This window comes from Sporosarcina sp. resist, from assembly GCF_014302295.1.
Classification (GTDB): domain Bacteria; phylum Bacillota; class Bacilli; order Bacillales_A; family Planococcaceae; genus Sporosarcina; species Sporosarcina psychrophila.
This window is the reverse complement of the sequence record NZ_CP060287.1, coordinates 220,337-245,536: the sequence shown is the minus strand read 5'-3', so window position 1 is coordinate 245,536 and position 25,200 is coordinate 220,337. Positions and strand designations below refer to the sequence as shown.

Sequence of the window (25,200 nt, the reverse complement as noted above, 5' to 3'; positions counted from 1 at the left end):
AAAGACAATGTGCAAAATACCTGCTCATTCTTCCGTATTAATCTCAGTCGGAGGAGAGGATTTCTCTACATTGAGTCGTTCTCGAAACAGTTTCGCTCTGAATATATCCCGTTCTTCTTGTGATAACTCCGTGCTTGCATATTGTTGTAGGAAACCTGCCTGCATGAATATCATCAGTTCGTTCAAAATCGACATGTCAACGTCCTGGATGATACCAAGATCGATACCGAGTCTGACGTCCGAAAGGCATCGTGCCGCCTCGCCTGACGGTAATAGTCGCGCATAACTAATTGTACCCAATGAACGGAATAGCCTGTTCTCAAGCGCAATTCGCGACTTTGAAAGTAACAATTCCCGCGATTTCCGTTCATGCCCAATTAACCGAGATGCAATGTTTCCAAGATCCGCGAGAATCTCTTGCTCCGTTTTACCAAGCGTCGTCTGATTTGATACTTGATAGACATTGCCAGGTGCTTCACTTCCTTCGCCATAACTCCCTCGGACAATGATTCCAAGCCGTGAGATAGCCGGGATAATACGATCAATCTGCTTCGTCATTGTAAGTGCCGGTAAATGCATCATCACAGATGCGCGCATGCCGGTTCCCGTATTCGATGGACAGCTTGTCAAATAACCAAAGTCTTCATCAAAAGCATACGGCAGTTCTTTTTCAAGGTAATCGTCAACCTGATCAGCCTGTTTATAGGCATCCTCAAGCTGTAACCCAGGATAGATGCATTGAATGCGGATATGGTCCTCCTCATTCACCATGACACTTATGGTCTCGTCTTCTGATAGAAGAACTGCGCCATGCCTGTCAGGAATTGCGAGTTGCGGACTGATCAGATGTTTTTCAACAAGTACTTGGCGTTCCAATGCAGGTAGATCGGACATCTTAGTATAGGAATAGCCACTTTGCATGGTATCAAGCAAAACACCCGTAACCGCTCTGTCTACCGCCATCGCTTCTTCTTCAGTGAACGCGATAGGAAAACGATAGCCCGTCAAGTTGCGTGCAAGTCGAATTCGCGTCGACATAACGATGTCTGAGTGCTCTCCGTAAGCAGTCATCCAAGGGGTTACCGCATCACGCATGAATTTTTCAATCGACATCGTTTTCTTCACCTCCAAGGGAAAGGTGTTGCTTTAGTGTATTCGCTTCATCACGCAAAGCTGCCGCTTCTTCAAAATGCTCAGCTTCTACTGCCTCTTTCATCTTCACTCGGATCTCTTCAATTTTCTTTTTAACTGCATATATTTCATTAAATGAAACCGGTACTTTCCCGGTATGAGTTGAATGGCCATTGTGAAGCTTGCCAAAAACTTGCGGTAAGCTGCCACGAAATGTGTCATAACAGTCGGCACAGCCAAACTTCCCAATATCGAGGAACTTCGGAAACGTTAAACCACATGAGGGACATTCGGGTCCTTCAAACGACTCTCCCCGCGTTTGCGGTTGTGCCTGGAAAGGATCAGAACCGCTAAACCAGTGAGATAGGAACTGCTGAATGGACAACGGCTCTTGATTGGGGTCGAAATGGAATGTTTGTGATTGAAATGCGCATTTCTCACATAAATGGCGTTCCAGCGATCCGACTACACTTTCTTGCGTAATCGTAATGGACGCAGTTCGTTCTTTACAATTTTCACATATCATCGAAAGCCACCTCATATCAGTTGGATTGGTGATTAGTTACGCTGTTCGTAAATAAGCGTCAAGAGCATTGCTTGTAAAATGCGTGCACGCATGATATCGCGGTCTGGAAGTGGCTGATGGATAGTTCTTCTATCAACCGCAGCAAGAATGAGCTTTGATTCGCGCTCCGTTATGACTTCTTCTTCAATTAGTCTGTAAACGACATCTAAAGCCATCGTATAAGAGGCTCCCGATTGGATACCGCCTAAAATATGTTCAATCAATTCTTTACGGGAATTCGCCTGAACGCGGAAAATACGTATGTAACCACCGCCTCCACGCTTCGATTCAACCGCATAACCACGCTCCGCCGTGAAGCGGGTCTTAATAACATAATTGATTTGAGACGGGACGCACTGGAACTTTTCAGCGACTTCATTGCGCTTAATTTCGATGGTTCCACACTGTCCCTCTTCGATTATTGCTTTCAAATATCCTTCAATAATGTCGGAAATGTTTCTCATACCCTCACCTCTTTCATACGGGGGATAAGCCGTTGACTTTGACTATCTTTGACTTGATTGTACATGATATTCCGCATGTTCCGCAATCGATACGCACCAGACTTAACAAGTATCGGCATGTGACAATACGTTTTAACCGTACGAAAAAACAAAAGCGGAAGCGCCTGTTCAGAAGCATAAGAGTTCGGACGTGGAATAGCTCCTTTTGCAGGTTATCCACTGTTCGAGACTTTATAGTTTTCTATATATGTTGAACAGAGGAATACGATGTATACGCTTTGTGGATGCCTCCCGCGATAAGCCAAGGCACTGAAAAAGTACAATTTCCTTCAATACCGTTGATTTCCGTTCCGAGCGGACGCTTTCCGCGGGCACGGCTTCAGCCTCCTCGTCACTGCGTTCCTGCGGGGTCTTCAGCTCGCGCTGTTCCCGCCGGAGTCGCCGCTCTTCACTACAATCAACTAGTTCTTACTATCAAAAAAGAACTTTTTCAGTGGCTTATCGCTCCAGCTACCACGAAGACGCGCCTTCGCTGGATGGTCAATGTGAGAAAGAGCATTTCATTATCTGTGATGAAATCTGCAAGTTGGAGTACTTCTTTCTTGAAAATAATTATATATGTTGAATCCGGTATATATACTGGGCGAAGGCGCCTTAACAGGGGTCGCCGAAGCCCTAAGACTGGATGCGAAGCGCTAATCCAGGCTTACGGCGAGAGGCATCCCCAAAGCGCCAAGCGTTCTACAATCCACACCCCCAATTAATACTCTCTCCTTATTGAGCGCCACAGTAGATTCAATGGGTTTCTTTAATTCAACATATATAGCAACTAAAAATGGAGTGCAAGGCGAATTCGCCTTGCACTCCATTTCCGTTATTCCACGCTAACATTCGTCAACTCTTTCACAGGCAAGAATAGTTCACCCGTCTCTAAATATGTCACAACAAGCTTATCGCCCTCTTGAATATAGATTGAGAGTGGCACAGCTTCCGAAGAGACGATGAAGTTGCGTCCATCATCCGCTAAAAACGAAACAAGTGTAAAATCACCGACGCGCTCTTTGAATACACGCACGACCGTTACGGCCGCTTTCGCCTCTTCCGCACTCGAGCTACCATCTACACCGCTACCTCCGCGCTGAAGAGCTGTCTTATACAATTTCAATGCTTCGTTCGGCGTATTGCCGTAAACCGATATTTCCGGATTCGCTGCTGATACAATGAAGTAATTTTGCAGGAATCCATTTGAATCGAGCACTGGCGTTAACCAACTCGCTTCTCCGTAGAAGTTATACAAGACCGGCATTTCGCCGGACCATTTCTTTTCAATGAATTTCTTCTCGATAATCTGCAGTGCCCCTTGCGAATCCATATAGGACTCTTCCAGATTACCTGAATAATACGTTGCTTTTCCTGTCTTACCATCCGTCAACGCATAGCCAAGCATCGAGTCGACACCTTCTTTTGGACTTGTAAAGTCTGTGAAGTAATACATATGACCATTCTCGTCAAAAATCGGGCTTACATTCGCCTCTGTTCCTTCATCAGATGGCAACTTGACATCTTTCTTCCCAACGACTGAATTCCAGAAACCGTGGATATAGTTCCCGAAGTAACTATTTTGCAAACTGACCGCTTCAGGTGAAACAGCCCCGTCGATGAATTCAGGTATATCTGCAAGCGAATACTTTTTCACATCACCATTAGCAGGATCGACCATTACAATCCCTTTTACATCAAAGCCGTTACGCGCGGAAATGAATTCCCCATAAGAACGGATATAATACGGTTTTCCATCGTCGTCAATTTCAAGTTGAACATCCCCGTAAAAAATAAGGTTCGGCATTTTCATCCGTATATGACGCTCCACTTGTTTGTGGAAGTAGGACGATGGTGTATACGTCATTTCTGCTTTCACAAATTTCGGGTTATCAGCCGAGTCTGTTGCACTCATCGTAAAGTAGCCAGGCGTTGTATCAGCACTCCACCATTTAAAGAAGCCCGAAAACTCCACGGGTGCAATGTAGACAAATTTGCCATCGACTTTTTGAATTTGCAGACTGCCGAGCTCATAGTAACTCGTATTCGGAACTTGCCCGAATGCTTTCTTCATCTTATTGCGTGCAAACTTCGGTGGAACACTTGCCGGCGTTTTTGTTTCATCGAACGCTGAAATCTCCACTTGCTGATCCATTTCAACTGCTTTGTATTTCTTGTCGGCGTTGAAGAGCGGCGCGCTAAGTATATATGCCCCAAAAACAAGTGCACCGAGGAACAGGACCAATTTCACTTTGCGGTCTTTGCCACCTGCCGACAAAGCACCTAGCAAAGTAACGACTAAAAGCACCATCCACAGAGACGTCCAGTTACGGTCCATGTTTGTCGTATAGTAAAACACGAATACGGCTATAGCAGATAATATAGCTACGGTAGCAATCGCAGCTCCTCTATTAAAAGGAGTTTTTACAGCTTCCTCATCCGCACCGCGCTTCGCTTGAGTACTTAATATAAATGGGACAATAACTAGACTGAACACGATGCCCACAATAATTGAGAATATAAGTAAATTAAACATATATACACCCTTTTCCACTGAGTAAGATTTTTTGTTGTTAGCTAAGTATACGGATAATCTAGGAAATAGTTTCATTTACTTAATTAAAACCGAGCAAGTTTATTTATTTAAAATAATGGGTATACAGTAGAATAGAGGATTTTTTACTACCCTTCTTTTTTCCTCGGTCTCACAATCCAAAACAAAAAACTCCGGGGTAAATAAACCATTGGAGGCAACACATTTTGAATTGGTATGAGAAGCTAAATGAATACTTCCCCGTTGAAGAGATGAAGTCAAAGGAACATATGGATGCGTTACTAACTGACAAGAAAAGTGTTTATAAGAAGGATGAAGGACCTCATCATGTGCTCATGTATGTCGAGTTCGAGAAGTTTATATTCGTCGACTACTTGTTCGTTTCAACACAATCACGCGGCATGGGACTTGGCAGCAAATTATTAACAATGTTAAAATCCAAGAATAAACCGATTCTCCTTGAAGTGGAGCCAGTCGATTATGAAGATACAGATACTGCAAAACGACTTAAATTTTACTCACGTGAAAACTTCACACATGCACAGCGCATCGGCTATAATCGTCGCTCCCTTGCAACAGGCGAAAATACGGTACTTGAAATCTTATACTGGTCACCAACTGATTCAGGTGAAGAAGAAATCTACAATGCAATGACACAGACGTACGATGAAATCCACACTTATAAAGATGAAACATTTTATGGTAAAAAGTACGATCCTACTGATAAAGTACTTATTTTTCACACAAAAGGCAAAAGAGATATTCTGCAACCATTTGATACACCTGAATGAAAAAATGGACATCCCGTCGAAATGGGATGTCCATTTTTCAATCACACTGGAACAGGCTGTTTTGCTAAAGGTTCTAAGTCTATTTCGAATCCCATATCCTTCAGCGTTTGATAGTCTCTTTCACTTTCCTGGCCGGTTGTCGTCAAATAATCCCCAATAAAAATCGAGTTTGCCGGGTATAGCCCTAACGGCTGAAGACTGCGTAAGTTCACTTCACGCCCGCCGGAAATCCTGATTTCCTTTGTGGGATTAATGAATCTGAACAAGCATAGTACTTTCAAGCAATAGATCGGTGTTAACTCGTCTGTCCCGCCAAGGGGTGTCCCATCCACGGCATGTAAAAAGTTCACCGGAATCGAATCTGCATCCATTGCATACAAACTGCGTGCCATTGAGACGACGTCTTGTTTCGTTTCACGCATACCAATGATAACGCCAGAACACGGTGAAATACCCGACTGCTTCACAAGATCGACCGTGTTTACGCGGTCCTCATAAGTATGAGACGTTGTGATACTTCCATGGTGGGCTTCCGACGTATTGATGTTGTGATTGTAACGGTCGACGCCAGCATCTTTCAATCGGGACGCTTGGTCTGGTTTTAACAGTCCAAGACATGCACAAATGGTCATATGCTCATACTTCGACTTGATTTCCTTCACGGAATTGATAACAATTTCGAGTTCACGGTTCGCAGGACCTCTCCCGCTAGCCACAATACAGTAGGTTCCTGCATTCAATTCGGCTGCTCTAGCTGCACCTGCTACAATTTCTTCTTTTTTCATCATGGCATACTTTTCGATTGGCGCTTTTGAAATAATCGACTGTGCACAATACCCGCAGTTTTCCGGGCATAAGCCAGATTTCGTATTCATTATCATATTAAGCTTCACTTTATTCCCATAATAATGTTTCCGGATTATATAAGCCGCGTGCAAAAGCGGCAGCAAGTCCTCTTCTGGACTCCCCAATATCGATAGGGCTTCCTCATCCGTCAGGACATGTCCCACTAGAACACGTTCAGCTAACTCAGTATACTTCGTCATATTAACGCCTCACTTTCAATACCTTATACATACGGTGTCCAAAGATTCCAGCAAGGACGGCAAGGATAATATCTTTCGGCAGTGGCGGCACCATCCATAGCCACGCTACTTTGTATGTAAAGGCATCCGGTGCCGCAGCCCAGAGCTTATAGGCATAATACATCCAGTTCGTTCCGATTACATAATTTAGAACCATTCCAACGATTGCAGCAATAATATAACCATGTAATTTCCCGTTCTTTTCAACGATTTTCCCGACGATGAATGCTACTAAAATATAAGATATGATAAATCCGAATGTCGGACTGATAATTGATCCAAAACCACCACTGAATCTCGCAAATACAGGCGCCCCCGCAAGCCCGATGAACATATAGACCGCCATCGCCAGTGCACCCCTGCGACTACCAAGAATAAGTCCCGCAAGAATCGCAAAAAATGTCTGCAATGTAATCGGCACACCACCCACAACTAGAAATGGTACAAATGCGGTAATATTTGCGCCAATCATCATCAGTGCTGCGAACATTCCACTGTAGACAAGTGTTAACGGACTCATTGCGCTTTTACTTTTTGTTTTTACTGTAGCTGTTGTCATGATATGATACACCCCTAAAGTTTATGTTATCTTTAACAGAATAATAGATAACACATTATGAGTCAACAAATATTTAACGAAAGTTAACACAAATGACGTATTAGCAAATAAACAAAAGACCGATAGCAAATTCGCTATCGGTCTCTCTTTAGGATTTTTCGCCTTCGTCTTTTGGAAATAAAAAGTAAGAAATGATCCCGCTCAAAATCATCGCACCAATTATAATAGCCAAGCGCGTTAATCCGGGCACTTCTTGGAATTCTTTCGTCAATTTCATCCAGCCAAACCCTCCAACGAGCAGCATGACTGGAATGACAAATTTAAAAGCTCTCAACAAACTCACCTACTGTATATCATTATGGTAGCTTTATTCTACCATAAATCTGACCTATCACCAGCCGCGGCGATTTCCACAGCCACAACCGGGACGATGTCCACAGCCAGGACGATTACCGATACCGCCAACTTGTGGACCGAATCCGCCCATTCCTGGTCCCATACCTGGACCCATTCCGCCCATTCCTGGACCGAAACCTGGTCGAGCAGGGAGTGTTTGCCCCATCACATTCTGTGTTGTTTCTGTGAAATAGTGACGTGGAATTTCAACGTTATGCACCCGATTCACATTGACGATCGGATGGATATAAGGAACTTCACGCGGTACAAATTGATCGTGACAACGATACTGCGTCGGACATACTACCGGGCGTACTTGATTACCACCCATCATATTCCCTTGATGACAATTTGGCTGCTGCCAATTACCTTGTTGCATCATACTATCACCTCCTCCTTCTAGTAGATGTGAAAAGAAGGAAGACAAACGGGCGATAGACACTATGAACTTTAATGAATATTGGATAGTTTACTAACTACAGATGTTGAAATAAAGATTCCATTCAAATCCGCTGTGGCGCTCGGGGATGCCTCCCACGAGGGACACAGGAAATAATAGAATTACTTCTTGGTATAAACTGTATAATTTATGCAAAGTACGCAAAAATTATACAAACCGAACTCTTCGTTGTTCGGTTGGCTACCCCTTTTAAGGTGCCTTCACCCAGTTTCCACATGTATTCGTATATTCAATATAGATTATAGCGCTTAGTCTTGAACTCCTGCATTACGCATTCTTCTGTAGTATAGAAACACTCGAGTCACTAGAAAGAGTGGGCTTATGGAACTGGCAATCAGAAAAGCCAGTATAACTTTATGGACGAGAGATCTATCATAATCAATATTAATATTCATCCATAACACAAATGTCAGCAATGCGACTGAATAACTCGCCATAATACCATTCATAGTCATTATTCTTCGCACTCGCCCTTTTCGTTCCGCCTCATCGAAGCTCTTTATTTCAACCTATATAGAGCATTAAAAAAACAGAAAAACCTCACATCGCTGTGAGGTTTAGTTATTGGTAATCACGCGGAAGTTTTTTTCCATCATCGAAAGAATCGGACTTTTCTCTTCTTTTCTCAAGCATTTCATATTGCTCATAAATAGGACCACCTTCGCCAATCATTTTTAATTTGGCGATGAAATCCTTATTAGTCCTAAGCTCCATTTCTGACGATTCAATAGGTAAACGTTCCATAGTCTATCATCCTCTCATCATTTTGCCGGGGCTAAATGCGGTGGAAAACATCCAAACGTTTATAGCATGTTCCATTTCTTTTCACTACTATTATACTAAATATTCTGTCATGTGTAAATAGTAACACCTTTCACGTTTTATCGATTCACTAACAGGCTATACTATAGAAGATAAGTACGCCGGGAGGTTATTTTATGAAAAGAATTATTTTATTTGACGGTGTTTGTAATTTTTGTGATGCAAGTGTGCAGTTCATTATAAAGCGAGATCCTGCCAATCATTTTCTATTTACTTCATTACAAAGCGAAAAAGGACTGGAACTCACGAAAAAATATGCTATCCCGGAAGACGTTGACAGCTTGGTTTTGATTGAAAACGGTAAAGCGTTCACCAAGTCTTCAGCAGCGCTCCGTATCGCAAAAAAACTGGACGGATTATGGCATCTATTCTTCCTATTTATACTCGTACCACGTAAAATCCGTGACGGCGTATATAACTACGTCGCTAAAAATCGCTATAAATGGTTTGGCAAAAAAGAAGATGCATGTATGTTGCCATCGCCAGAACAGCGGAAACGCTTTATTTAACCAACGACAAAAAGGGCCCTCCGAGTTTTCATCGAGGGCCCTTTTGTTATTCACTTACACCTGTAGCTCTTTGTTTTCCTCAGCCGTAAACGCACGTGACCTGGTCAAAAAGCGTTTGCCTTCGACACCTTCGAGTGAAAACATGCCGCCGCGACCGTTGACAACGTCAATGATTAGCTGTGTATGCCTCCAATACTCGAATTGGTTTTTGTGCATATAAAACGGTGTTTCACCAATAGTACCAAGTAGGACATCCTGATCACCTATAATCAGTTCCCCATTCGGATAACACATTGGCGATGAGCCATCACAACAGCCGCCCGACTGGTGAAACATGAGTGGACCGTGTTTCTCTTCCAAAAACACAATGAGTTCCAGTGCAGCGTCAGTTGCGAGTACGCGTTCCGTCATCCGCACTACCTCCCTCCTTTTCGAATCAATCACGCCTCGGCGTGATTGCGTCCAGATTTTGAATTGAGCTTGAGGCCTACAGGATGTAGGTCATGCAGTCGTTGCGACAGGAAGTCGCGAACTTAGACTGCCTTCCTTAACTCCCTTCAAAATCTGTGACATCCGCCGGAGGCTTTGGGCCAACAGGATGTTGGTCATTCAGACGTTGCCGCAGGACGCGGCGTTCTTAGTCTGAGATCCACAATTCAGCGGGGTTTGAACCCCCGCTGAATGAAATTAAAAGAAACCTTGTTTGTTTTCGCTGTAGCTAACAAGCATGTTTTTCGTTTGTTGATAGTGGCTCAACATCATTAAGTGGTTTTCACGTCCAACACCGGACGCTTTGTAACCACCGAACGCAGCATGCGCTGGATACATGTGATAACAGTTCGTCCAGACTCTTCCCGCTTGGATGCCGCGGCCGAAACGATATGCCGTATTCATGTCGCGTGTCCAGACACCCGAACCTAAGCCATATAGCGTATCGTTCGCAATTTCAAGCGCTTCTTCTTTTGTTTTGAACGTTGTAACCGAAACGACAGGGCCAAAGATTTCTTCCTGGAAAATCCGCATTTTATTATTCCCTTTAAAGACAGTTGGCTTGACGTAGTAGCCGTCTTTCAAATCGCCTTCAAGCTGATTTTGCTCTCCGCCAATCAGGCATTCCGCACCTTCCTGTTTGCCGATATCTAGATAGGAAAGAATTTTCTCCAACTGTTCAGTTGACGCTTGCGCACCCATCATGACAGTCGGATCAAGCGGATTTCCTGTTTTAATCGCTTTTACACGCTCAATTGCACGGTCCATGAATTTATCGTAAATGGATTCTTGAATCAGTGCACGCGATGGGCATGTACAAACTTCACCTTGGTTCAGTGCAAACATGACGAAGCCTTCTACTGCTTTGTCCAAGAACGAATCGTCTTCGTCCATAATGTCTTCGAAGAAGATATTCGGTGATTTACCACCTAATTCGAGTGTGACAGGGATTGCGTTTTGTGAAGCGTATTGCATAATCAGACGTCCCGTTGTCGTTTCACCTGTGAATGCAATTTTCCCAATACGTGAGCTCGATGCAAGCGGTTTACCTGCTTCAAGACCAAAACCGTTCACGACATTCAAAACACCCGGAGGTAATAGATCTTCTATCAATTCTACAAGTACAAGAATTGATGCCGGTGTCTGTTCAGCAGGCTTCAGCACGACACAGTTTCCTGCAGCAAGTGCTGGTGCAAGTTTCCATACCGCCATCAGAATAGGGAAGTTCCATGGAATAATCTGTCCAACGACACCGATTGGCTCATGGAAATGGTATGCTACAGTATCGTCGTCAATCTGACTAACTCCACCTTCTTGCGCACGGATTGCACTAGCAAAATAGCGGAAATGGTCGATAGCAAGCGGCAGATCTGCATTCAATGTTTCACGAACCGCTTTGCCGTTATCCCACGTTTCAGCAACAGCTAGCATTTCTAAGTTTTGTTCAATGCGATCAGCAATTTTCAGTAACGTATTCGCACGTACCGTAACAGACGTTTTGCCCCAAGCATCTTTTGCAGCATGTGCCGCATCCAACGCAAGTTCAACATCCTCTGCAGTCGAGCGTGCAACTTCTGTAAATACTTTCCCCGTTACCGGCGTCACGTTATCAAAGTATTCCCCTTTAACCGGCGCTGTCCATTTTCCACCGATAAAGTTATCGTAGCGTTCTTTAAAGTTTACTTTCGCACCTTCCGTATTCGGAAAAGCATAAATCTGATTTTCTACCGCTTGTACCATTTTTCCATTCCTCCCTGTGAGTTGAATTTTTCACACAATGCCACTATATGTCGCAAACTTCCTCCGTATGCGCCTCTACCAGAAGCAATTAATGTATGCGCTTACAACAGACTTGAAATAAAAAAGAAGCTTGTCCTCTTATTCTGTCAGACTATGTTGATTATTTCAACTACTAGACTTTATAATCGTTCGACATAGATTGACATGTTCATCGGGAGCTACTTTATTATCCATGCGTGGTAAATTAAAGGGCCTACTCGTAAGTCTATAAATCGACTTACGAGTAGGCCCTTTATATAACAATGGTTTTACTGAGCAGTGTAGCCACCGTCCAAAATAATCGCTTGTCCAGTCATACCCTTTGCGGAGTCACTTGCAATATACAAAGCTAAATCCGTTATCTCCTTCACATCGAGCAGTCTTTTTTGAGGAACTAATGGGTATAGTACTTCTTCTAAAACTTGTTCAACTTCAATATTTCTTGTTTTTGCAAGGTCAGCAAATTGGTTCCTCACTAATGGCGTATCGACATACCCTGGACAAATCGCATTGACAGTAATTCCATCTGAAGCCGATTCGAGAGCAGCTACTTTCGTTAAACCAATTACCCCATGTTTTGCAGAGTTGTAAGCGGCTTTTCCAGCAAATCCAATAACGCCATTAATAGAAGCCATGTTAATAATTCTTCCAAACTCTTGTTTCTTCATATGAGGCAGTGCATGTTTGATGGCTATAAATGGTGCCGTCAACATAATTTTTACAAGCAGTTCAAACTTTTCAGTAGGGAAATCTTCGATAAATGATACATGTTGCATCCCCGCATTGTTGACAAGAATATCAATCCGCCCAAACTTCTCAACCGTAAATTCAATTGCCTTTTTGATGTCCTCTTCTTTTGTAACATCACAGACAATTCCTTCGACATTTTTTTCAATTTTGGAAAGTGCTTCATCGACGGCTTGTTGCGTTAAATCAGAGATAACAACTTTAGCACCAGCATCAGAAAATGCCTTTGCAATATCGAATCCGATTCCCCTTGCTGCTCCAGTTATAAATAACACTTGATCTTGCATCATATTCTTTGCCACCTTTACCTTTTAGATTGCTGTCCATCCACCATCTACTTTAATCGTTTCACCTGTAACAAAATTTGATAGGTTCGATGCCAAGTAAAGAACCGCTCCTGAAATATCTCCCGGTTGTGCCAGTTTGCCTAAGAGAATTCGACTTTCTACATCATTTTTAAATGCTTCATCTTCAAACATTTTAGTCGTCAATTCTGTTTCAATAAATGTCGGAGCAACGGCATTTACATTTATTCCACTTTGCGCCCATTCGACTGCCAACGCTTTTGTCAGTTGAACCGCTCCACCTTTACTTGCACAATACGCCGCCCTATTATAATAACCAACAAAAGCCATTTGGGATACGATATTGATGATCCTCCCACTGCGTTGCGGAATCATGTAAGTAGCGGCTTCCTGACTGCAAAAGAACGTAGATTTTAAATTTGTATCGAGCACTTGATCCCAATCATCTTCCGTCACTTCTATCGCCGGTTTAGCGATATTAACCCCCGCATTGTTCACCAATACATCTACCGTTCCAAATTGGGTCGCTACCTCATCAACCATCGCCCGAACCTGCTTGATATCCTTTAAGTCCGCTTGAATCGATTTACATTTCGTATTGTATTGGTGTAATTCCACTAGCGTGTTATGTAGTGCATTCTCATCTCGACCTACGATAACGACATTCGCTTTTAGTTCAGCGAATGTCCGGGCAATTTCTTTTCCAATACCCTTACTACCGCCCGTTACAATAACCGTTTTGTTTTCTAAATCTGAAAAGTATGGTTTCATATTAGCATCCTCCTACTCTTTCCGATCGTTTTTTAGGAAGTGAATAAGCGTTTTCTCCCGCTCTGCATTGATTGTTTCAGAAGTTTCTTGATCCCACATATAGAATCCTTCACCACTCTTATCACCGAATTTCTTTTGATTGACTAGATTTGATAAGTGAACTCCCGATTTACTTTCATTGCTAAGATCTTCAAACAAGTAATTTGAAATCGCAGAGAAAACGTCAAGGCCTCCCATGTCCGCAGTCATTAACGGTCCCGTTATCGGCAATCGTCTCCCAATGCTATACGTTACAGCTGCATCGATATCTTCTTTCGTCGCAACACCTTCATCGAGCAGCGATTGTGCCTCGCGGAATAAAGCATACTGCAGCCGGTTCCCGATGAATCCCGGGACTTCTTTGTTTATCAAAATCGGCTTTTTATTCATTTCGTTCAATAAATTCATAGCACGCTCAATCGTTTCCTGATCAGTTTTCTCTCCTTTAACCACTTCGACAAGGGGGATTAAATGTCCCGGATTCCAAAAATGTGTAACGATAAAACGATTCGGGTACTCCATTTCTTCCGCTAAAGAAGTTGGCGTAAATCCAGACGTATTACTCGCAAGAACAGTATCTTTACTACATATTGCTTCAATCTCTTTATACAATTCCCGCTTCATTTGACTATTTTCTGGAATGACCTCAATTATAAAAGTCGCCTCTTGTACAATCTCTTCTAATGAAGTTGAAAATACAATGCGCTTACGAATTTCCTCAGCCATTGCTTCATTAAATAAATCATTGTGTACCATCACCGTTAATTTATTGCGAAGCCCTTTGTCTGCTGTTGCTAGGTCTTGTTCATTCATACCAGAGATTTTGACTTCTATCCCTGCCCACGCTGCTGATAGCGCAATTGAATGTCCCATCGTGCCGCAACCAATGATTGCTAGTTTTTCCATAACGGTCTACCTCCATTTTTCGATATGATAAAATACCCAACAAACTATAACAATTAGCTTGTTGGGTATCTATTACTTACATGCCTAATGAGAATAATACGACAGCTAACACGACGCCGAGTATTGGTACTATGACCGTTAATGCGCCAAACGCAGGATATGCGTCTTTATGCGTTTCGCCAGCAATTGAACGAATTGTCGTTACAACATAACCGCCCTGTGGCAATGAATCCAAAGAGCCTGAAGAAATTGCGACCACACGGTGTAACGCATCCGGATCGACACCCAAATCTAAATAATGTGGTGCAAGCAACGGTAAAGCAATCGCCTGTCCACCTGATGATGATCCAGTTAAACCTGCAATAACTGCTACAGCAAGTCCTCCTCCTATGAGAGGACTACCTGGTATAGCCGTCATAAAACTAACAGCGTCACCAAACGCGGGCGTTGCTTTTATGACTCCGCCAAACCCTACAACCGCGGCTGTATTGGCAATTGCAATAACTGCACCCATTGTTCCTTCTGAAACCGCTTTCCCAAAGTTCGAGAAATACTTTCTGTTGATTAAATACGTTGCGATTACACCACTCGTAAGAGCAACAATTAACGCAGATGTCCCCAATGAGTTATGGAATATAAATGAGATAATCAACACAACAAGTAAGGGAATTACACTTAACAATGGACTCGGTAAATGCTCCCTCACCTCATGATGATCCGTTTCTCTATCAACAAAATGTTCGCCTTTTGCCAACGCTTTTGAAATCATTTTTTTCAGCCACCAATAGCCGAAGATCGCCATAAATGCAGCTACAATTGCACTTACTTGCCATCCAGCATATGCAGTTGTTCCAAGGAACTCAATTGGAATCCAGTTTTGAATTTCTGGTGAACCCGCAGAAGTCATTGTAAACGTTGTAGATCCAAATGCTAATGTCGCTGGGATGAATCTTCTTGGTAAGTTTGCTTCTTTAAACAAACTGATGGCCATTGGATAAACAGAAAATGCAACGACGAATAAACTAACTCCCCCATACGTCAGGATTGCACAAGCGATTACAACAGCAAGAGCTGCCCGTTTCATACCAAGCTTGCCTACAATCCATTTCGAAACACTTTCTGCTGCACCGCTATCTTCCATAACTTTACCGAAAATTGCTCCAGTCAAGAACATTAAATACCATGAGCCGATGAAACTTGAAAAACCGCCCATATAATTTGTTACAAAGTTAGCTATCCCTTCATCCGGTACTCCCGGAAATAATGGAAGGCCACTTAATAGTGCAACAACGAGCGCTGACAGCGGAGCAGCAATTAGTAAGTTCATGCCCTTCATTGTCAAATAAATCAATAATGCTAGTCCCCCAAATAACCCTATCATCCCTAACATCGAATCGCCTGCCCCCTCTGCAGAAAAGAAATTATGCTTTCTTTCCGTACCTTCTTACTCGTAATAACGCTTGTTCAGCATGACCTGCAAAGTTCTCCAATTGACAGAGACGCGCTGCATATTCGCCGATATAAGCACTCGCTTCAGGTGTCACTTTTTGGTACGTTACCGTTTTGATAAACTTACCTACCCATAGACCGCCTGTATAACGAGCTGCACCTTTTGTTGGTAATGTATGATTCGTTCCAATCACTTTATCGCCGTATGCAACGTTCGTTTCAGGCCCTAGGAATAGACAACCGTAATTTGTCATGTTTTCTAAGAAATAATTCGGATCTGCTGTTAGAATTTCAACGTGTTCAAACGCTAGTCGGTCGGCTTCTACAAGCGCTTCTTCAATGCTATCCACTAACAGGATTTGGCCGTAATCATCCCATGAAACGCGTGCAACGTCAGCCGTTGGTAATACTTTAAGTTGTCTTTCGATTTCTTCTACAGTTTCATAAGCAAGTTTTTCCGAAGTCGTAATTAAGGCACCCGGAGATGTTGGACCGTGTTCACCTTGTCCAAGAATATCCGTAGCAATCATTTCAGCATCTGCTGTTTCATCCGCAACAACTAATGTTTCAGTAGGTCCAGCAAACAAGTCAATTCCTACGCGACCAAATAGTTGTCTTTTTGCTTCTGCCACGAAAGCGTTTCCAGGCCCGACAATCATATCGACAGATTGGATCGTTTCAGTTCCAATCGCCATAGCAGCCATCGCTTGGATTCCACCTAATAAATAGATTTCGTCCGCACCCGCCAAATACATTGCCGTGATTGTTGCATTCGGGATTTCACCGTTAATTGGCGGCGTGCAAGCGATTACACGTTTGACACCAGCAACTTTTGCTGTCAACACGCTCATATGAGCAGAAGCAACCATAGGGTAACGTCCACCAGGAATATAACAGCCGACGCTGCTTACAGGGATATTTTTATGCCCTAAAATAACGCCTGGAATGTTTTCTACTTCTACATCGTTCATTGACGCTAATTGCGCTTCTGCAAATTCACGAATGTTCTTTTGAGCAAATTTAATATCCTCGATTACTTCCGCAGGTACTTGCGCTACGATTTCTTTAATTTGTTCTTCGGTTAATCTGAATGCCTCAGGCGACCATTTATCAAATTTCTCGGAGAACTCACGAACCGCTTCGTCTCCTCTATTCTCAATTTCTTGAATAGCATTCGCTACAATTTTCGATACTTCAAGATTGTTTTTAGTCAATTCTTCTTGTGATTTACCAGCTTTCAATACTCTAACCATTTTATTTCCTCCTCTTTCTTTCTTGCATACGTATGCAAAGCACTTTATAGGTAAAGAGTATTTCAAATACTCTAGGAAGTCAACCTTTTTTTATGTCGTTTTACGCTCGATTAAAATCCCATTTACCTCTATATTGTCAGCAAAACCTGTGTACTCCTCTATTTCCGACATTAAATAACTGACTGTTTGATTTACCATTTCATTAATCGGTTGTGCCCAAGTCGTTAGACTATACGTCGGCCACGAAGCCATTTCAATATTATCAAACCCAATTACTTTCGTAGCTTCCGGAATAGCAATCGAACTTTCACGAAGTGCATCCAACACGCCTAACGCCATGATATCGTTCGCCACAAAAAATGAATCTGGAATTCCATTTTCATTTATCACTTGCTGGGTAATTTTATATCCACCCTCATATGTATAATCCGATCCAATCCTTTTCAGGGCAATGTTATTTTTCGTAAGAGCTTCAGTAAAGCCTTGTTCCCGCTCTTTACTTGTCGATGTATTTTGATTCCCTGCAATATAAATGATATCCGAACTACCTTTATCAACAAGAAATTGTGCAATTTCCTTACTTGCCTCTAAATTATTACAACACACAGAGTAAAAATCATTACTCGCGATTTTTCTGTTAAAAAGCACCAAAGGAATTTTATATCTTTTAAAGTCTTCTATAGCATTTAAAGACAGTGACGCGTCTGTAATAATGACACCTGCAACATTATAATTAAATAAAATATCGATATCTTCTTTTTGTATTTCGTCATTATTCGTGTATACAAACATAATGCTATAGCCCAAACTTTTAAAGGTCGTTGTAAATTGCTTTAAAACTTGAGGATAAAAAGGATTTTGAATACCCTTCATCACTATACCAATGATTTTCGTTCGATTCGTAATTAAACTCCTCGCCAACTCATTTGGCCGATAGCCTAATTCTTTCGCGGCAGCTAGCACCTTTTCCCTTGTTTTCGCAGACACTGTGGCACCTTCAAAGTAAACTCTGGACACAGACGATTGAGATACGCCCGCATGTTTTGCGACATCCATCGCAGTAATTAACTTTTGCACTTCACTCACACCTTTGGAATCATATTATTGATTCAACTATACCCTCAAAACAGCTACTTCATCAATCGTTAACTTCTTGGTAATAGTTTGTTCATATCTTCCAACTAGAATAAAGTGTATCAGATGAAACGGGAGGAATTATCATGGAGACAGAAAATAGAAACAAACCGGGTAAACGATTTTTAGCAACAATAGGAGCAGGTGTTATTGGTTCGGTATTAACGTTAGCGGTCGTAGTCAATACAGATCTACTACAAGGCGATTCCGCCGAAGTGGTACCTGTCACTACGGATACGGTTCCCTATAATGTACAGCAAACAAGCACTAAAGATATACCGTCACTTTCCGATATGGTAGAACAGTCTTCCGGTGCAATTGTTGGGATTGTCAATTACCAAAAAGGGAATAATCCTTTTTCACAGCAAGCTGAAAGTACCAAGAGCGGTTCCGGTTCGGGTGTCATTTATAAAATAGAAGGTGACAAAGCATTTATCGTGACGAATAACCACGTCATCGAAGGCGCAGAAAAGCTTGAGGTTTCACTTGAAAGCGGAGAGACAACAACGGCTACGCTCGTTGGGAAAGATGCACTAAGTGACCTTGCTGTTCTAACAATCGATGCGAAGTATGCAGACACTTCCCTTGAATTCGGCGACTCCGATAAACTTCGTGCAGGAGACGATGTCATCGCCATCGGTAATCCACTTGGCCTCGACTTCTCCGGTACAGTAACCCAAGGGATTGTGAGTGCAGTCAATCGGTCCATCAACGTGAAGACTTCTGCGGGCGAATGGGAAATGAATGTAATCCAAACGGACGCAGCCATTAACCCCGGGAACAGCGGTGGCGCACTCCTCAATGCAGCAGGACAAGTCATTGGCATTAACAGCTTAAAAATTTCTGAAAGTGGTGTCGAAGGACTTGGCTTTGCGATTCCAAGTAACGAAGTCATTCCATTAATTGAAGAAATGACAACAAATGGACAAGTTGAACGCCCATATATCGGGATTGGACTTGCGGATCTTGATCAGGTGCCACGGACCTACTTGCAAGGTCTTCCGAGTGAAATAAAAGCTGGCGTGGTAATTGCAAATATTGATCCTGAATCCGCAGCAGGAAAAGCGGGCCTCGATGTAGAAGATATAATAACAGCGATTAATGGTACTGAAGTGAAGAACTCAACAGAGCTACGGAAGTTCTTGTACACGAATCTTGCTGTCGGTGACAAAGCAACATTTACGATTTATCGCGGTTCCGAGTTGAAAACGGTTGACGTTTTACTTACGAGCAATGTATCCACGGCAAATTAATATATTCGTCCAAACACCTCTCCTTCATTCCATGGGAGGGGTGTTTGCAGTTGCTAATTTCTCGTTTTCGATTTACCTTGAAAGGAATGGCAGTGCAACAGGAGGCGTGTTTTAGTGAGAATTTTAGTAATTGAAGACAATGAAAGTGTATCTTCCATGATTGAGCTATTCTTCTTGAAGGAAGAAATCGATGGTTCATTCATAAAAAATGGTTTGGAAGGTTTCGAAATTGCGAAGCAAGGCGGATGGGATTGCATCATTATTGACTGGATGTTGCCTGGCATGGATGGGATTTCGATTTGCCATAAACTACGGCTAGCAAACATTGCTACGCCCATTATTATGCTAACCGCAAAAGACGGTGAATCAGACCAAGTGCTCGGACTTGAAATGGGTGCAGATGATTATGTCACAAAACCCTTCAGTCCACTGGCGCTTATGGCTCGCATTAAGGCGGTAACACGCAGGTATTCAACGCTAAAAGACAAACCACTGCAGGACGGTGTCGTCGAAACCGCCCATTTTAAGATTAACCTTAACACACGTGACGTATTGCTCGATGGCGTACGAATACAAAACCTGACTCCAAAAGAATTCGATCTACTGTACCATTTTGTCCAGCATCCGAAACAAGTTTTCTCACGCGAACAATTGCTGGATAACGTGTGGGGATATGACTTTTATGGTGATGACCGAACTGTCGACGTGCATATCAAACGGCTTCGCACGAAAGTCTCGACGGATGAACAACCTTTTTTCCATACTGTTTGGGGTGTCGGTTACCGATTCGACGAAACCATAGGTGACTCAAAGTGAAAGTGAAATACTTATACCAGCAACTTGTCAGTCACTTCAGCGTAATCGTCATTGCCTTTTTATTATTAAGCTTGCTATTTTCACACTATATCGAGCAATTTGTCTATGCTAATAAAACAGAAGAACTTCAGACATATGGGCAATCTATTTTACGAGACATCCAACAAGACCAGCGAAGTTCTGACAGGATCCTAAAGTCTTATGGACAAGTCCTAAATGGTCGGGATATTCAATATAGTTTATTCGACGAAAACTCGGCCATCATTTATTCGACAGGCATAAAAACGCCGCTCATTAGTTTGAGTGAAAAAGAATGGCACGATATTAAAAATGGTCAACCTGTAACTGTGAAGCAGGATTTCAAACGATTCAACGAAGCCGTCACATTTGTTCTTCTTCCCTATGTCCAAAACAATCGATTTGTCGGCGGTATACTTTTGACGTCACCCATAAAAGGCTCACGTGAAGTTATTTCTCAAATGAATACTTATTTGCTTATTACAACGTTCATCGCACTGACCATTTCGCTTCTTCTCAGCTGGATTTTATCGACTTTTCACGTTAGGCGTATTAAACGGCTTCAAGATGCAACTTCTGCCGTCGCACAAGGTGATTACTCAGTACGCATCCCCTCCTCGGATTTTGACGAAATCGGTGAACTTGCGGGTGATTTCAACGAGATGGTTGAAAAGTTGGATGCCTCAATGGAGGAAATTGAAAATCTCGAAAACAGGCGTCGTCAATTCATGGCCGATGTGTCACATGAATTACGAACACCCCTTACAACAATAAGAGGCATGATTGAAGGACTAAAAAATAATATGATTCCTGAATCTGAAAAAGAAAAGGGATTGCAACTCGCCACTAATGAAACGTTGCGACTTATCCGTCTGGTCAATGAAAACTTGGATTACGAAAAAATCCGCTCCAACCAAGTCACACTCTTTAAACAGGACATCCAGCTCGTTGAACTATTAGAAATCATCAAAGATCAGCTCGAGGGCGTTGCGGCGGAACGAAATAACGAGATTTTTGTGGCTGTAGACCCAAATATATTGGTGTTTGCAGATTACGACAGACTCACCCAGATATTGATCAATATCACAAAAAATAGTATCCAATTCACCGACAACGGTAGGATCTATCTTCGCGGTTATATGAGCAATACAAACTGTATCATTGAAATCGAAGATACAGGTATTGGGATTGACCCTGATGATGTCGAGAAAATTTGGGGTCGTTTTTATAAAGCCATTGTATCTAGAACAACGAATCCATACGGCGAATTCGGACTTGGCTTGTCGATTGTAAAAAGTCTCGTCATGATGCATAACGGCGCAATCGATGTAACAAGCGAAAAAGGAAAAGGTACAAAGTTTACGCTGTCGTTCCCTGTACAAAATGAAAACTAAAAATCTGTTTTAGCTGCTCTGCATTGTGCATAGCAGTTTTTTTAATATCTCGTTCATACCCCTGTCATAATTCGTTCATATTCTTCGGGCATACTAAAATTAATCAGATCCATGAAGGAGGAAAATAAATGAAGAATAATGCAATGAAATATGTTTTAGCAACGGTATTGACTCTAGGTGTAATTGGGTCGGTAACTGCCTATGCGAAAGAGGACAGCGAGACGACGAAAAGCTCCCCTTCATTCGAACATAAACATGGGGAGCAAGGAGATGCTAAAAAGTTTATTTCTGAGAAGGCAGAAGAACTTGGTATTAAAACTGACGGCAAGGACACGAAAGTAATTTTCGAAGAAGTACAAAAAGCCATGACCCTAAAACACGCGAAAGAACTTGGCATTGATACTGAAGGTAAAGAAATAAAAGCCCTTCAGAAAGAAATTTGGAATGCGAAACTTCAACTAGCAGCTACAGAGTTAGGCATTGATGCAACTGGCAAGGACGATGAAATGTTAGCAAAAGAAATTCGCGAAGCACAAATTACGAAAGAAGCAAAAGAGCTTGGTATCTCCACTGTTGGCAAAGAATTCAAAGCACTTGCAAAAGAAGTTGGGCAGGCTAAAGTTTTAAAAAAAGCAAAAGAACTGGGTATTGAAACAGATGACAAAGATCATCATGACTTAATGAAAGAAGTACGCGACAAAGAAATTTTCAATGCTGCTGAAAAACTTGGCATCGATACAGCGAACAAATCCGCACGTGAACTAATGAATGAAATCCGTACAAATTACGCCGACAAAGTTGAAGATTTGGACTTGTTCCCTTCTAAGGTAGAAAAAGACTTTTTCTTCGATAGACCACGTAGTGGTAAAGGAGAACATTTTGAAGGTGGACGTGAACATGACAAAGACGACAATGAGGGGAAATCACAAGTAACAGAAAAAAGTAATACCCAAGAATAAAAAGACTGAACGAAAAAACGAATCTGTTTTTTCGTTCAGTCTTTTTATTCTCCGTAATAGTTTGTTCATATTTCTCCTGTAGAATGAAGTTATATCAAACATTGGAGGAATTAAAAAATGCGTAAAAAAAGGTTATTCCCATTGTTAGCAGTCAGTCTACTCGCAATTATTCTAACTGTCACAACAGGCTGCTCAAAAGATTCAAAGGCGGCAGATGAAACTGTTGCAACTGTCGGTGATGAAAAAATTACGAAAGATGAATTATATGAAGTTCTCGTTCAATCTGCTGGAAAAGAAGCACTTACTGCAATGATTGACGATAAAGTCGTTGCACTTGAGTTGAAAAAAGAAAAAATCTCTATTTCAGATAAAGAAGTAGATGCAGAACTTGCAATATATATCGAAAATGCAGGTGGACAAGAAGCGTTTGACGCAGCACTTAAGCAGAATACAATGACTGAGAAAGAATTCAAAGAGAATATTATTGATTATTTATCTATCCGAAAAATAATTGAGCCACGTATTGAAATAACTGACGAGGACATCAAAGCGTACTTCGAAGAAAACAAAGAATCCTTTAACGAGGAAGAACAAGTCGCAGCCAGCCATATTTTAGTGGAAGATGAAGCCACAGCGAAAAAAGTTGCGAAGAAACTTGCAGCTGGTGAGGATTTCGCAGCACTTGCAAAAGAATTCTCAACAGATACAATGAGTGCAGAAAGTGGCGGAGAATTAGGCTTTTTCCCACGTGGAAAAATGGTAGCCGAATTTGAAGAAGCAGCATTCTCCATGAAAGTTGATGCAATTAGCGACCCTATAAAAACAGAACACGGTTATCATATTATTCATGTAACCGATAAGAAAGCAGCAATAGCTGCAACATTTGATGATCATAAAGAAGAAATAAAAGGGCTATTACTAGAAGAAGGTGTACAAGCAGAGTACGTTAATTGGTTAGATGAAGTAAAATCAGACTATAAAATCAAGAATTCGTTACTCACAGAATAAGTTAAATATCGAAAAAACGGACTCCCTTCAATGCAGAATGATAGATACTGCGTTGAAGGGTTTTATTATTCGTTCTGCTTACATAGTTGAACGAATAATAAAACCCTTCAATATGCTATACATCCATAACAATTTGATTCATTTCAGATGAATTTCACCTACAAAAATAGTCGATTTACTACAACTCACTAGAAAGCGCTTTCACTCACTTCCTTTGCGATATATTATATGCAATGTATAAATTTCGCTATTATTCGACAGAATTTTATGCTATTCTAATTAAAATTCTATATTGTCTGAAAGGGGAGAATACTATGTCTCAAATGCTAGCTTTAGTTATCTTGGTCGCTATTTTATATATCGGAGATGTCGTCTCTGTCCGGACGAAAGCGTGGATTCCATCCGTTTTCGTCTGCGCTGTCCTGTTCCTGCTAGGTTATTGGACGTTTTTCCCGCAAGATATTGTTTCGCTTGCCGGCGTACCGCCTACTGTCGCATCAATGATGATTTATTTACTCATTACCAATATGGGTACATTGCTATCACTTCAACAACTGAAAGAACAATGGAAAACCATTTTAATTTCCCTTGCTGGAATTTTAGGGATTGTCGTTGCCCTATTCGGAATCGGTACAATGCTATTTGGTATTGAAACAATCATCGTTGCAATTCCACCTCTCGTCGGCGGTGTTGTATCTGCGTTGATCATGTCAGAAGGCGCTGCCAACGCCGGACTCGCAACATTGGCTGTATTCGCGATTGTCATTTACGTGATGCAAGGCTTCGCGGGTTATCCTCTTACGTCAATTGTTCTTAAAAAAGAAGGTAAAATGCTTCTTGAAAAGTATCGTAAAGGCGAACTGAAAGAACAAAAAACCAGTACTCAAGCTTCAGTTTCAGAACGACATGAACTTAAGCTATTTAAGAAGATGCCGGATAAATTCAATACAGACTACTTTAAGTTTTTCCGACTCGCACTCGTCGGATTCCTTGCGTATCTCGTTTCTACATTGCTGGCACCTATTGTGGTAATTAGTCCTTATGTGCTTTGCTTATTGTTTGGTATTATTGCAACAAGTATCGGCTTTTTGGAACGTCACGTACTGCAAAAAGCAAATGGGTTTGGATTAGCAATGATGGCACTTATGCTGTTTATCTTTGACGGTTTGAAAAAAGCGACACCTTCCATGATGATGGAAATTTTGTATCCACTCGTCGGCTGTATCGTATTGGGCGTCGTCGGTATGTACATCTTCTCGTTGTTCATGGGGAAAGTACTGAAAGTCAGTAAAGAAATGGCATTTGCCGTTTCGTTAACCGCGTTATACGGTTTCCCAGCGGACTATATTATTACCAACGAAGTCATCAATTCATTAACAGAAGATGAAAAAGAAAGAGAAGCACTGACAAGTCATATGTTACCGCCAATGCTCGTCGGTGGATTTATAAGTGTCACGATGGTTTCGGTTATCCTTGCGGGCCTCTTCGTCGGATTCTTGTAATGA

The 25,200-nt window shown here is 41.9% G+C and carries 25 protein-coding genes; 8 read left to right on the top strand and 17 right to left on the bottom strand.

What is annotated here, in order from left to right; translation table 11 throughout:
• Positions 1–24: 24 nt before the first annotated feature.
• From H7992_RS01130 to H7992_RS01115, 4 genes are all read right to left on the bottom strand, one after another.
• Positions 25–1,113: a protein-arginine kinase McsB gene (locus H7992_RS01130; protein ID WP_067204675.1), complete on the bottom strand. Its 1,089-nt coding sequence runs from the start codon at positions 1,111–1,113 to the stop codon at positions 25–27.
• On the bottom strand, positions 1,103–1,657 hold the full coding sequence (locus H7992_RS01125) for a UvrB/UvrC motif-containing protein (RefSeq protein ID WP_067204672.1): 555 nt from the start codon (positions 1,655–1,657) through the stop codon (positions 1,103–1,105). Before H7992_RS01125 ends, H7992_RS01130 begins: the two co-directional genes overlap by 11 nt.
• Before the next feature lie 32 nt (positions 1,658–1,689).
• Positions 1,690–2,160 carry a CtsR family transcriptional regulator gene (locus tag H7992_RS01120; RefSeq protein WP_067204668.1) on the bottom strand — a complete coding sequence of 157 codons (471 nt, stop codon included), beginning with the start codon at positions 2,158–2,160 and terminating at the stop codon, positions 1,690–1,692.
• 874 nt (positions 2,161–3,034) lie between these two features.
• Positions 3,035–4,735, bottom strand: a complete 1,701-nt coding sequence (locus H7992_RS01115) for a hypothetical protein (RefSeq protein ID WP_187046450.1) — start codon at positions 4,733–4,735, stop codon at positions 3,035–3,037.
• 224 nt (positions 4,736–4,959) lie between these two features.
• On the opposite strand from H7992_RS01115, the gene H7992_RS01110 reads away from it, so the two are divergent.
• Positions 4,960–5,544 carry a GNAT family N-acetyltransferase gene (locus tag H7992_RS01110; RefSeq protein WP_067204662.1) on the top strand — a complete coding sequence of 195 codons (585 nt, stop codon included), beginning with the start codon at positions 4,960–4,962 and terminating at the stop codon, positions 5,542–5,544.
• A 41-nt stretch (positions 5,545–5,585) separates the two neighbouring features.
• Here H7992_RS01110 and bioB read toward each other — a convergent pair whose 3' ends face one another.
• The 5 genes from bioB to H7992_RS01085 form a co-directional block, all read right to left on the bottom strand.
• Positions 5,586–6,590 carry a biotin synthase BioB gene (bioB, locus tag H7992_RS01105; RefSeq protein ID WP_067204660.1) on the bottom strand — a complete coding sequence of 335 codons (1,005 nt, stop codon included), beginning with the start codon at positions 6,588–6,590 and terminating at the stop codon, positions 5,586–5,588.
• Position 6,591: 1 nt separating this feature from the next.
• Positions 6,592–7,188: a biotin transporter BioY gene (locus H7992_RS01100; RefSeq protein WP_067204657.1), complete on the bottom strand. Its 597-nt coding sequence runs from the start codon at positions 7,186–7,188 to the stop codon at positions 6,592–6,594.
• Positions 7,189–7,336: 148 nt separating this feature from the next.
• Positions 7,337–7,522 (bottom strand): histidine kinase, encoded by a 186-nt coding sequence (locus tag H7992_RS01095; protein ID WP_156475936.1) that lies wholly within the window; start codon positions 7,520–7,522, stop codon positions 7,337–7,339.
• 57 nt (positions 7,523–7,579) lie between these two features.
• Positions 7,580–7,966, bottom strand: coding sequence for a hypothetical protein (locus H7992_RS01090; RefSeq protein WP_067204654.1), 387 nt, complete (start codon positions 7,964–7,966; stop codon positions 7,580–7,582).
• Between the two features lie 639 nt (positions 7,967–8,605).
• Entirely contained in the window at positions 8,606–8,788 is a 183-nt protein-coding gene (locus H7992_RS01085) for a hypothetical protein (RefSeq protein WP_187046449.1), read from the bottom strand.
• 194 nt (positions 8,789–8,982) lie between these two features.
• On the opposite strand from H7992_RS01085, the gene H7992_RS01080 reads away from it, so the two are divergent.
• Positions 8,983–9,375 (top strand): thiol-disulfide oxidoreductase DCC family protein, encoded by a 393-nt coding sequence (locus H7992_RS01080; RefSeq protein WP_187046448.1) that lies wholly within the window; start codon positions 8,983–8,985, stop codon positions 9,373–9,375.
• 54 nt (positions 9,376–9,429) lie between these two features.
• Here the strand turns inward: H7992_RS01080 and H7992_RS01075 are convergent, their stop codons facing one another.
• From H7992_RS01075 to H7992_RS01040, 8 genes are all read right to left on the bottom strand, one after another.
• Positions 9,430–9,786 carry a DUF779 domain-containing protein gene (locus H7992_RS01075; protein ID WP_187046447.1) on the bottom strand — a complete coding sequence of 119 codons (357 nt, stop codon included), beginning with the start codon at positions 9,784–9,786 and terminating at the stop codon, positions 9,430–9,432.
• 276 nt (positions 9,787–10,062) lie between these two features.
• Positions 10,063–11,604 carry an aldehyde dehydrogenase gene (gene adh, locus H7992_RS01070; protein WP_067204639.1) on the bottom strand — a complete coding sequence of 514 codons (1,542 nt, stop codon included), beginning with the start codon at positions 11,602–11,604 and terminating at the stop codon, positions 10,063–10,065.
• 308 nt (positions 11,605–11,912) lie between these two features.
• Complete coding sequence (locus H7992_RS01065; RefSeq protein WP_187046446.1) at positions 11,913–12,680, bottom strand: 3-hydroxybutyrate dehydrogenase; 768 nt, start codon at positions 12,678–12,680, stop codon at positions 11,913–11,915.
• 21 nt (positions 12,681–12,701) lie between these two features.
• On the bottom strand, positions 12,702–13,466 hold the full coding sequence (locus tag H7992_RS01060; protein ID WP_187046445.1) for an SDR family NAD(P)-dependent oxidoreductase: 765 nt from the start codon (positions 13,464–13,466) through the stop codon (positions 12,702–12,704).
• A gap of 12 nt (positions 13,467–13,478) precedes the next feature.
• A complete protein-coding gene (locus H7992_RS01055) occupies positions 13,479–14,411 on the bottom strand; it encodes a 3-hydroxyacyl-CoA dehydrogenase family protein (protein WP_187046444.1) in 933 nt (310 codons plus the stop codon).
• A 76-nt stretch (positions 14,412–14,487) separates the two neighbouring features.
• Positions 14,488–15,801 (bottom strand): GntP family permease, encoded by a 1,314-nt coding sequence (locus H7992_RS01050; RefSeq protein WP_187046443.1) that lies wholly within the window; start codon positions 15,799–15,801, stop codon positions 14,488–14,490.
• 31 nt (positions 15,802–15,832) lie between these two features.
• Positions 15,833–17,113, bottom strand: coding sequence for a histidinol dehydrogenase (gene hisD / locus H7992_RS01045; protein WP_067204627.1), 1,281 nt, complete (start codon positions 17,111–17,113; stop codon positions 15,833–15,835).
• A 90-nt stretch (positions 17,114–17,203) separates the two neighbouring features.
• A complete protein-coding gene (locus tag H7992_RS01040; protein ID WP_187046442.1) occupies positions 17,204–18,190 on the bottom strand; it encodes a LacI family DNA-binding transcriptional regulator in 987 nt (328 codons plus the stop codon).
• Positions 18,191–18,333: 143 nt separating this feature from the next.
• Between H7992_RS01040 and H7992_RS01035 the strand changes: the two genes are divergently transcribed.
• The 6 genes from H7992_RS01035 to H7992_RS01010 all read left to right on the top strand — a co-directional run bounded on the left by H7992_RS01035 (position 18,334) and on the right by H7992_RS01010 (position 25,197).
• Positions 18,334–19,500: a S1C family serine protease gene (locus tag H7992_RS01035; RefSeq protein ID WP_187046441.1), complete on the top strand. Its 1,167-nt coding sequence runs from the start codon at positions 18,334–18,336 to the stop codon at positions 19,498–19,500.
• A 114-nt stretch (positions 19,501–19,614) separates the two neighbouring features.
• Complete coding sequence (locus H7992_RS01030; protein WP_187046440.1) at positions 19,615–20,316, top strand: response regulator transcription factor; 702 nt, start codon at positions 19,615–19,617, stop codon at positions 20,314–20,316.
• Positions 20,313–21,728 carry a sensor histidine kinase gene (locus H7992_RS01025; protein WP_187046439.1) on the top strand — a complete coding sequence of 472 codons (1,416 nt, stop codon included), beginning with the start codon at positions 20,313–20,315 and terminating at the stop codon, positions 21,726–21,728. Before H7992_RS01030 ends, H7992_RS01025 begins: the two co-directional genes overlap by 4 nt.
• Before the next feature lie 128 nt (positions 21,729–21,856).
• Positions 21,857–22,687, top strand: coding sequence for a hypothetical protein (locus tag H7992_RS01020; protein ID WP_187046438.1), 831 nt, complete (start codon positions 21,857–21,859; stop codon positions 22,685–22,687).
• 117 nt (positions 22,688–22,804) lie between these two features.
• Complete coding sequence (locus H7992_RS01015; protein WP_187046437.1) at positions 22,805–23,695, top strand: peptidylprolyl isomerase; 891 nt, start codon at positions 22,805–22,807, stop codon at positions 23,693–23,695.
• A 314-nt stretch (positions 23,696–24,009) separates the two neighbouring features.
• Positions 24,010–25,197: a hypothetical protein gene (locus H7992_RS01010; protein WP_187046436.1), complete on the top strand. Its 1,188-nt coding sequence runs from the start codon at positions 24,010–24,012 to the stop codon at positions 25,195–25,197.
• The last annotated feature ends 3 nt before the right edge of the window (positions 25,198–25,200 follow it).

Excerpts from the sequence above, each read along its gene's own strand:
- H7992_RS01130 (WP_067204675.1), bottom strand. The coding sequence starts at position 1,113 with ATGTCGATTGAAAAATTCATGCGTGATGCGGTAACCCCTTGGATGACT.
- H7992_RS01125 (WP_067204672.1), bottom strand. The coding sequence starts at position 1,657 with ATGATATGTGAAAATTGTAAAGAACGAACTGCGTCCATTACGATTACG.
- H7992_RS01120 (WP_067204668.1), bottom strand. The coding sequence starts at position 2,160 with ATGAGAAACATTTCCGACATTATTGAAGGATATTTGAAAGCAATAATC.
- H7992_RS01115 (WP_187046450.1), bottom strand. The coding sequence starts at position 4,735 with ATGTTTAATTTACTTATATTCTCAATTATTGTGGGCATCGTGTTCAGT.
- bioB (WP_067204660.1), bottom strand. The coding sequence starts at position 6,590 with ATGACGAAGTATACTGAGTTAGCTGAACGTGTTCTAGTGGGACATGTC.
- H7992_RS01100 (WP_067204657.1), bottom strand. The coding sequence starts at position 7,188 with ATGACAACAGCTACAGTAAAAACAAAAAGTAAAAGCGCAATGAGTCCG.
- H7992_RS01090 (WP_067204654.1), bottom strand. The coding sequence starts at position 7,966 with ATGATGCAACAAGGTAATTGGCAGCAGCCAAATTGTCATCAAGGGAAT.
- H7992_RS01085 (WP_187046449.1), bottom strand. The coding sequence starts at position 8,788 with ATGGAACGTTTACCTATTGAATCGTCAGAAATGGAGCTTAGGACTAAT.
- H7992_RS01080 (WP_187046448.1), top strand. The coding sequence starts at position 8,983 with ATGAAAAGAATTATTTTATTTGACGGTGTTTGTAATTTTTGTGATGCA.
- H7992_RS01075 (WP_187046447.1), bottom strand. The coding sequence starts at position 9,786 with ATGACGGAACGCGTACTCGCAACTGACGCTGCACTGGAACTCATTGTG.
- adh (WP_067204639.1), bottom strand. The coding sequence starts at position 11,604 with ATGGTACAAGCGGTAGAAAATCAGATTTATGCTTTTCCGAATACGGAA.
- H7992_RS01065 (WP_187046446.1), bottom strand. The coding sequence starts at position 12,680 with ATGATGCAAGATCAAGTGTTATTTATAACTGGAGCAGCAAGGGGAATC.
- H7992_RS01060 (WP_187046445.1), bottom strand. The coding sequence starts at position 13,466 with ATGAAACCATACTTTTCAGATTTAGAAAACAAAACGGTTATTGTAACG.
- H7992_RS01055 (WP_187046444.1), bottom strand. The coding sequence starts at position 14,411 with ATGGAAAAACTAGCAATCATTGGTTGCGGCACGATGGGACATTCAATT.
- H7992_RS01050 (WP_187046443.1), bottom strand. The coding sequence starts at position 15,801 with ATGTTAGGGATGATAGGGTTATTTGGGGGACTAGCATTATTGATTTAT.
- hisD (WP_067204627.1), bottom strand. The coding sequence starts at position 17,113 with ATGGTTAGAGTATTGAAAGCTGGTAAATCACAAGAAGAATTGACTAAA.
- H7992_RS01035 (WP_187046441.1), top strand. The coding sequence starts at position 18,334 with ATGGAGACAGAAAATAGAAACAAACCGGGTAAACGATTTTTAGCAACA.
- H7992_RS01020 (WP_187046438.1), top strand. The coding sequence starts at position 21,857 with ATGAAGAATAATGCAATGAAATATGTTTTAGCAACGGTATTGACTCTA.
- H7992_RS01015 (WP_187046437.1), top strand. The coding sequence starts at position 22,805 with ATGCGTAAAAAAAGGTTATTCCCATTGTTAGCAGTCAGTCTACTCGCA.
- H7992_RS01010 (WP_187046436.1), top strand. The coding sequence starts at position 24,010 with ATGTCTCAAATGCTAGCTTTAGTTATCTTGGTCGCTATTTTATATATC.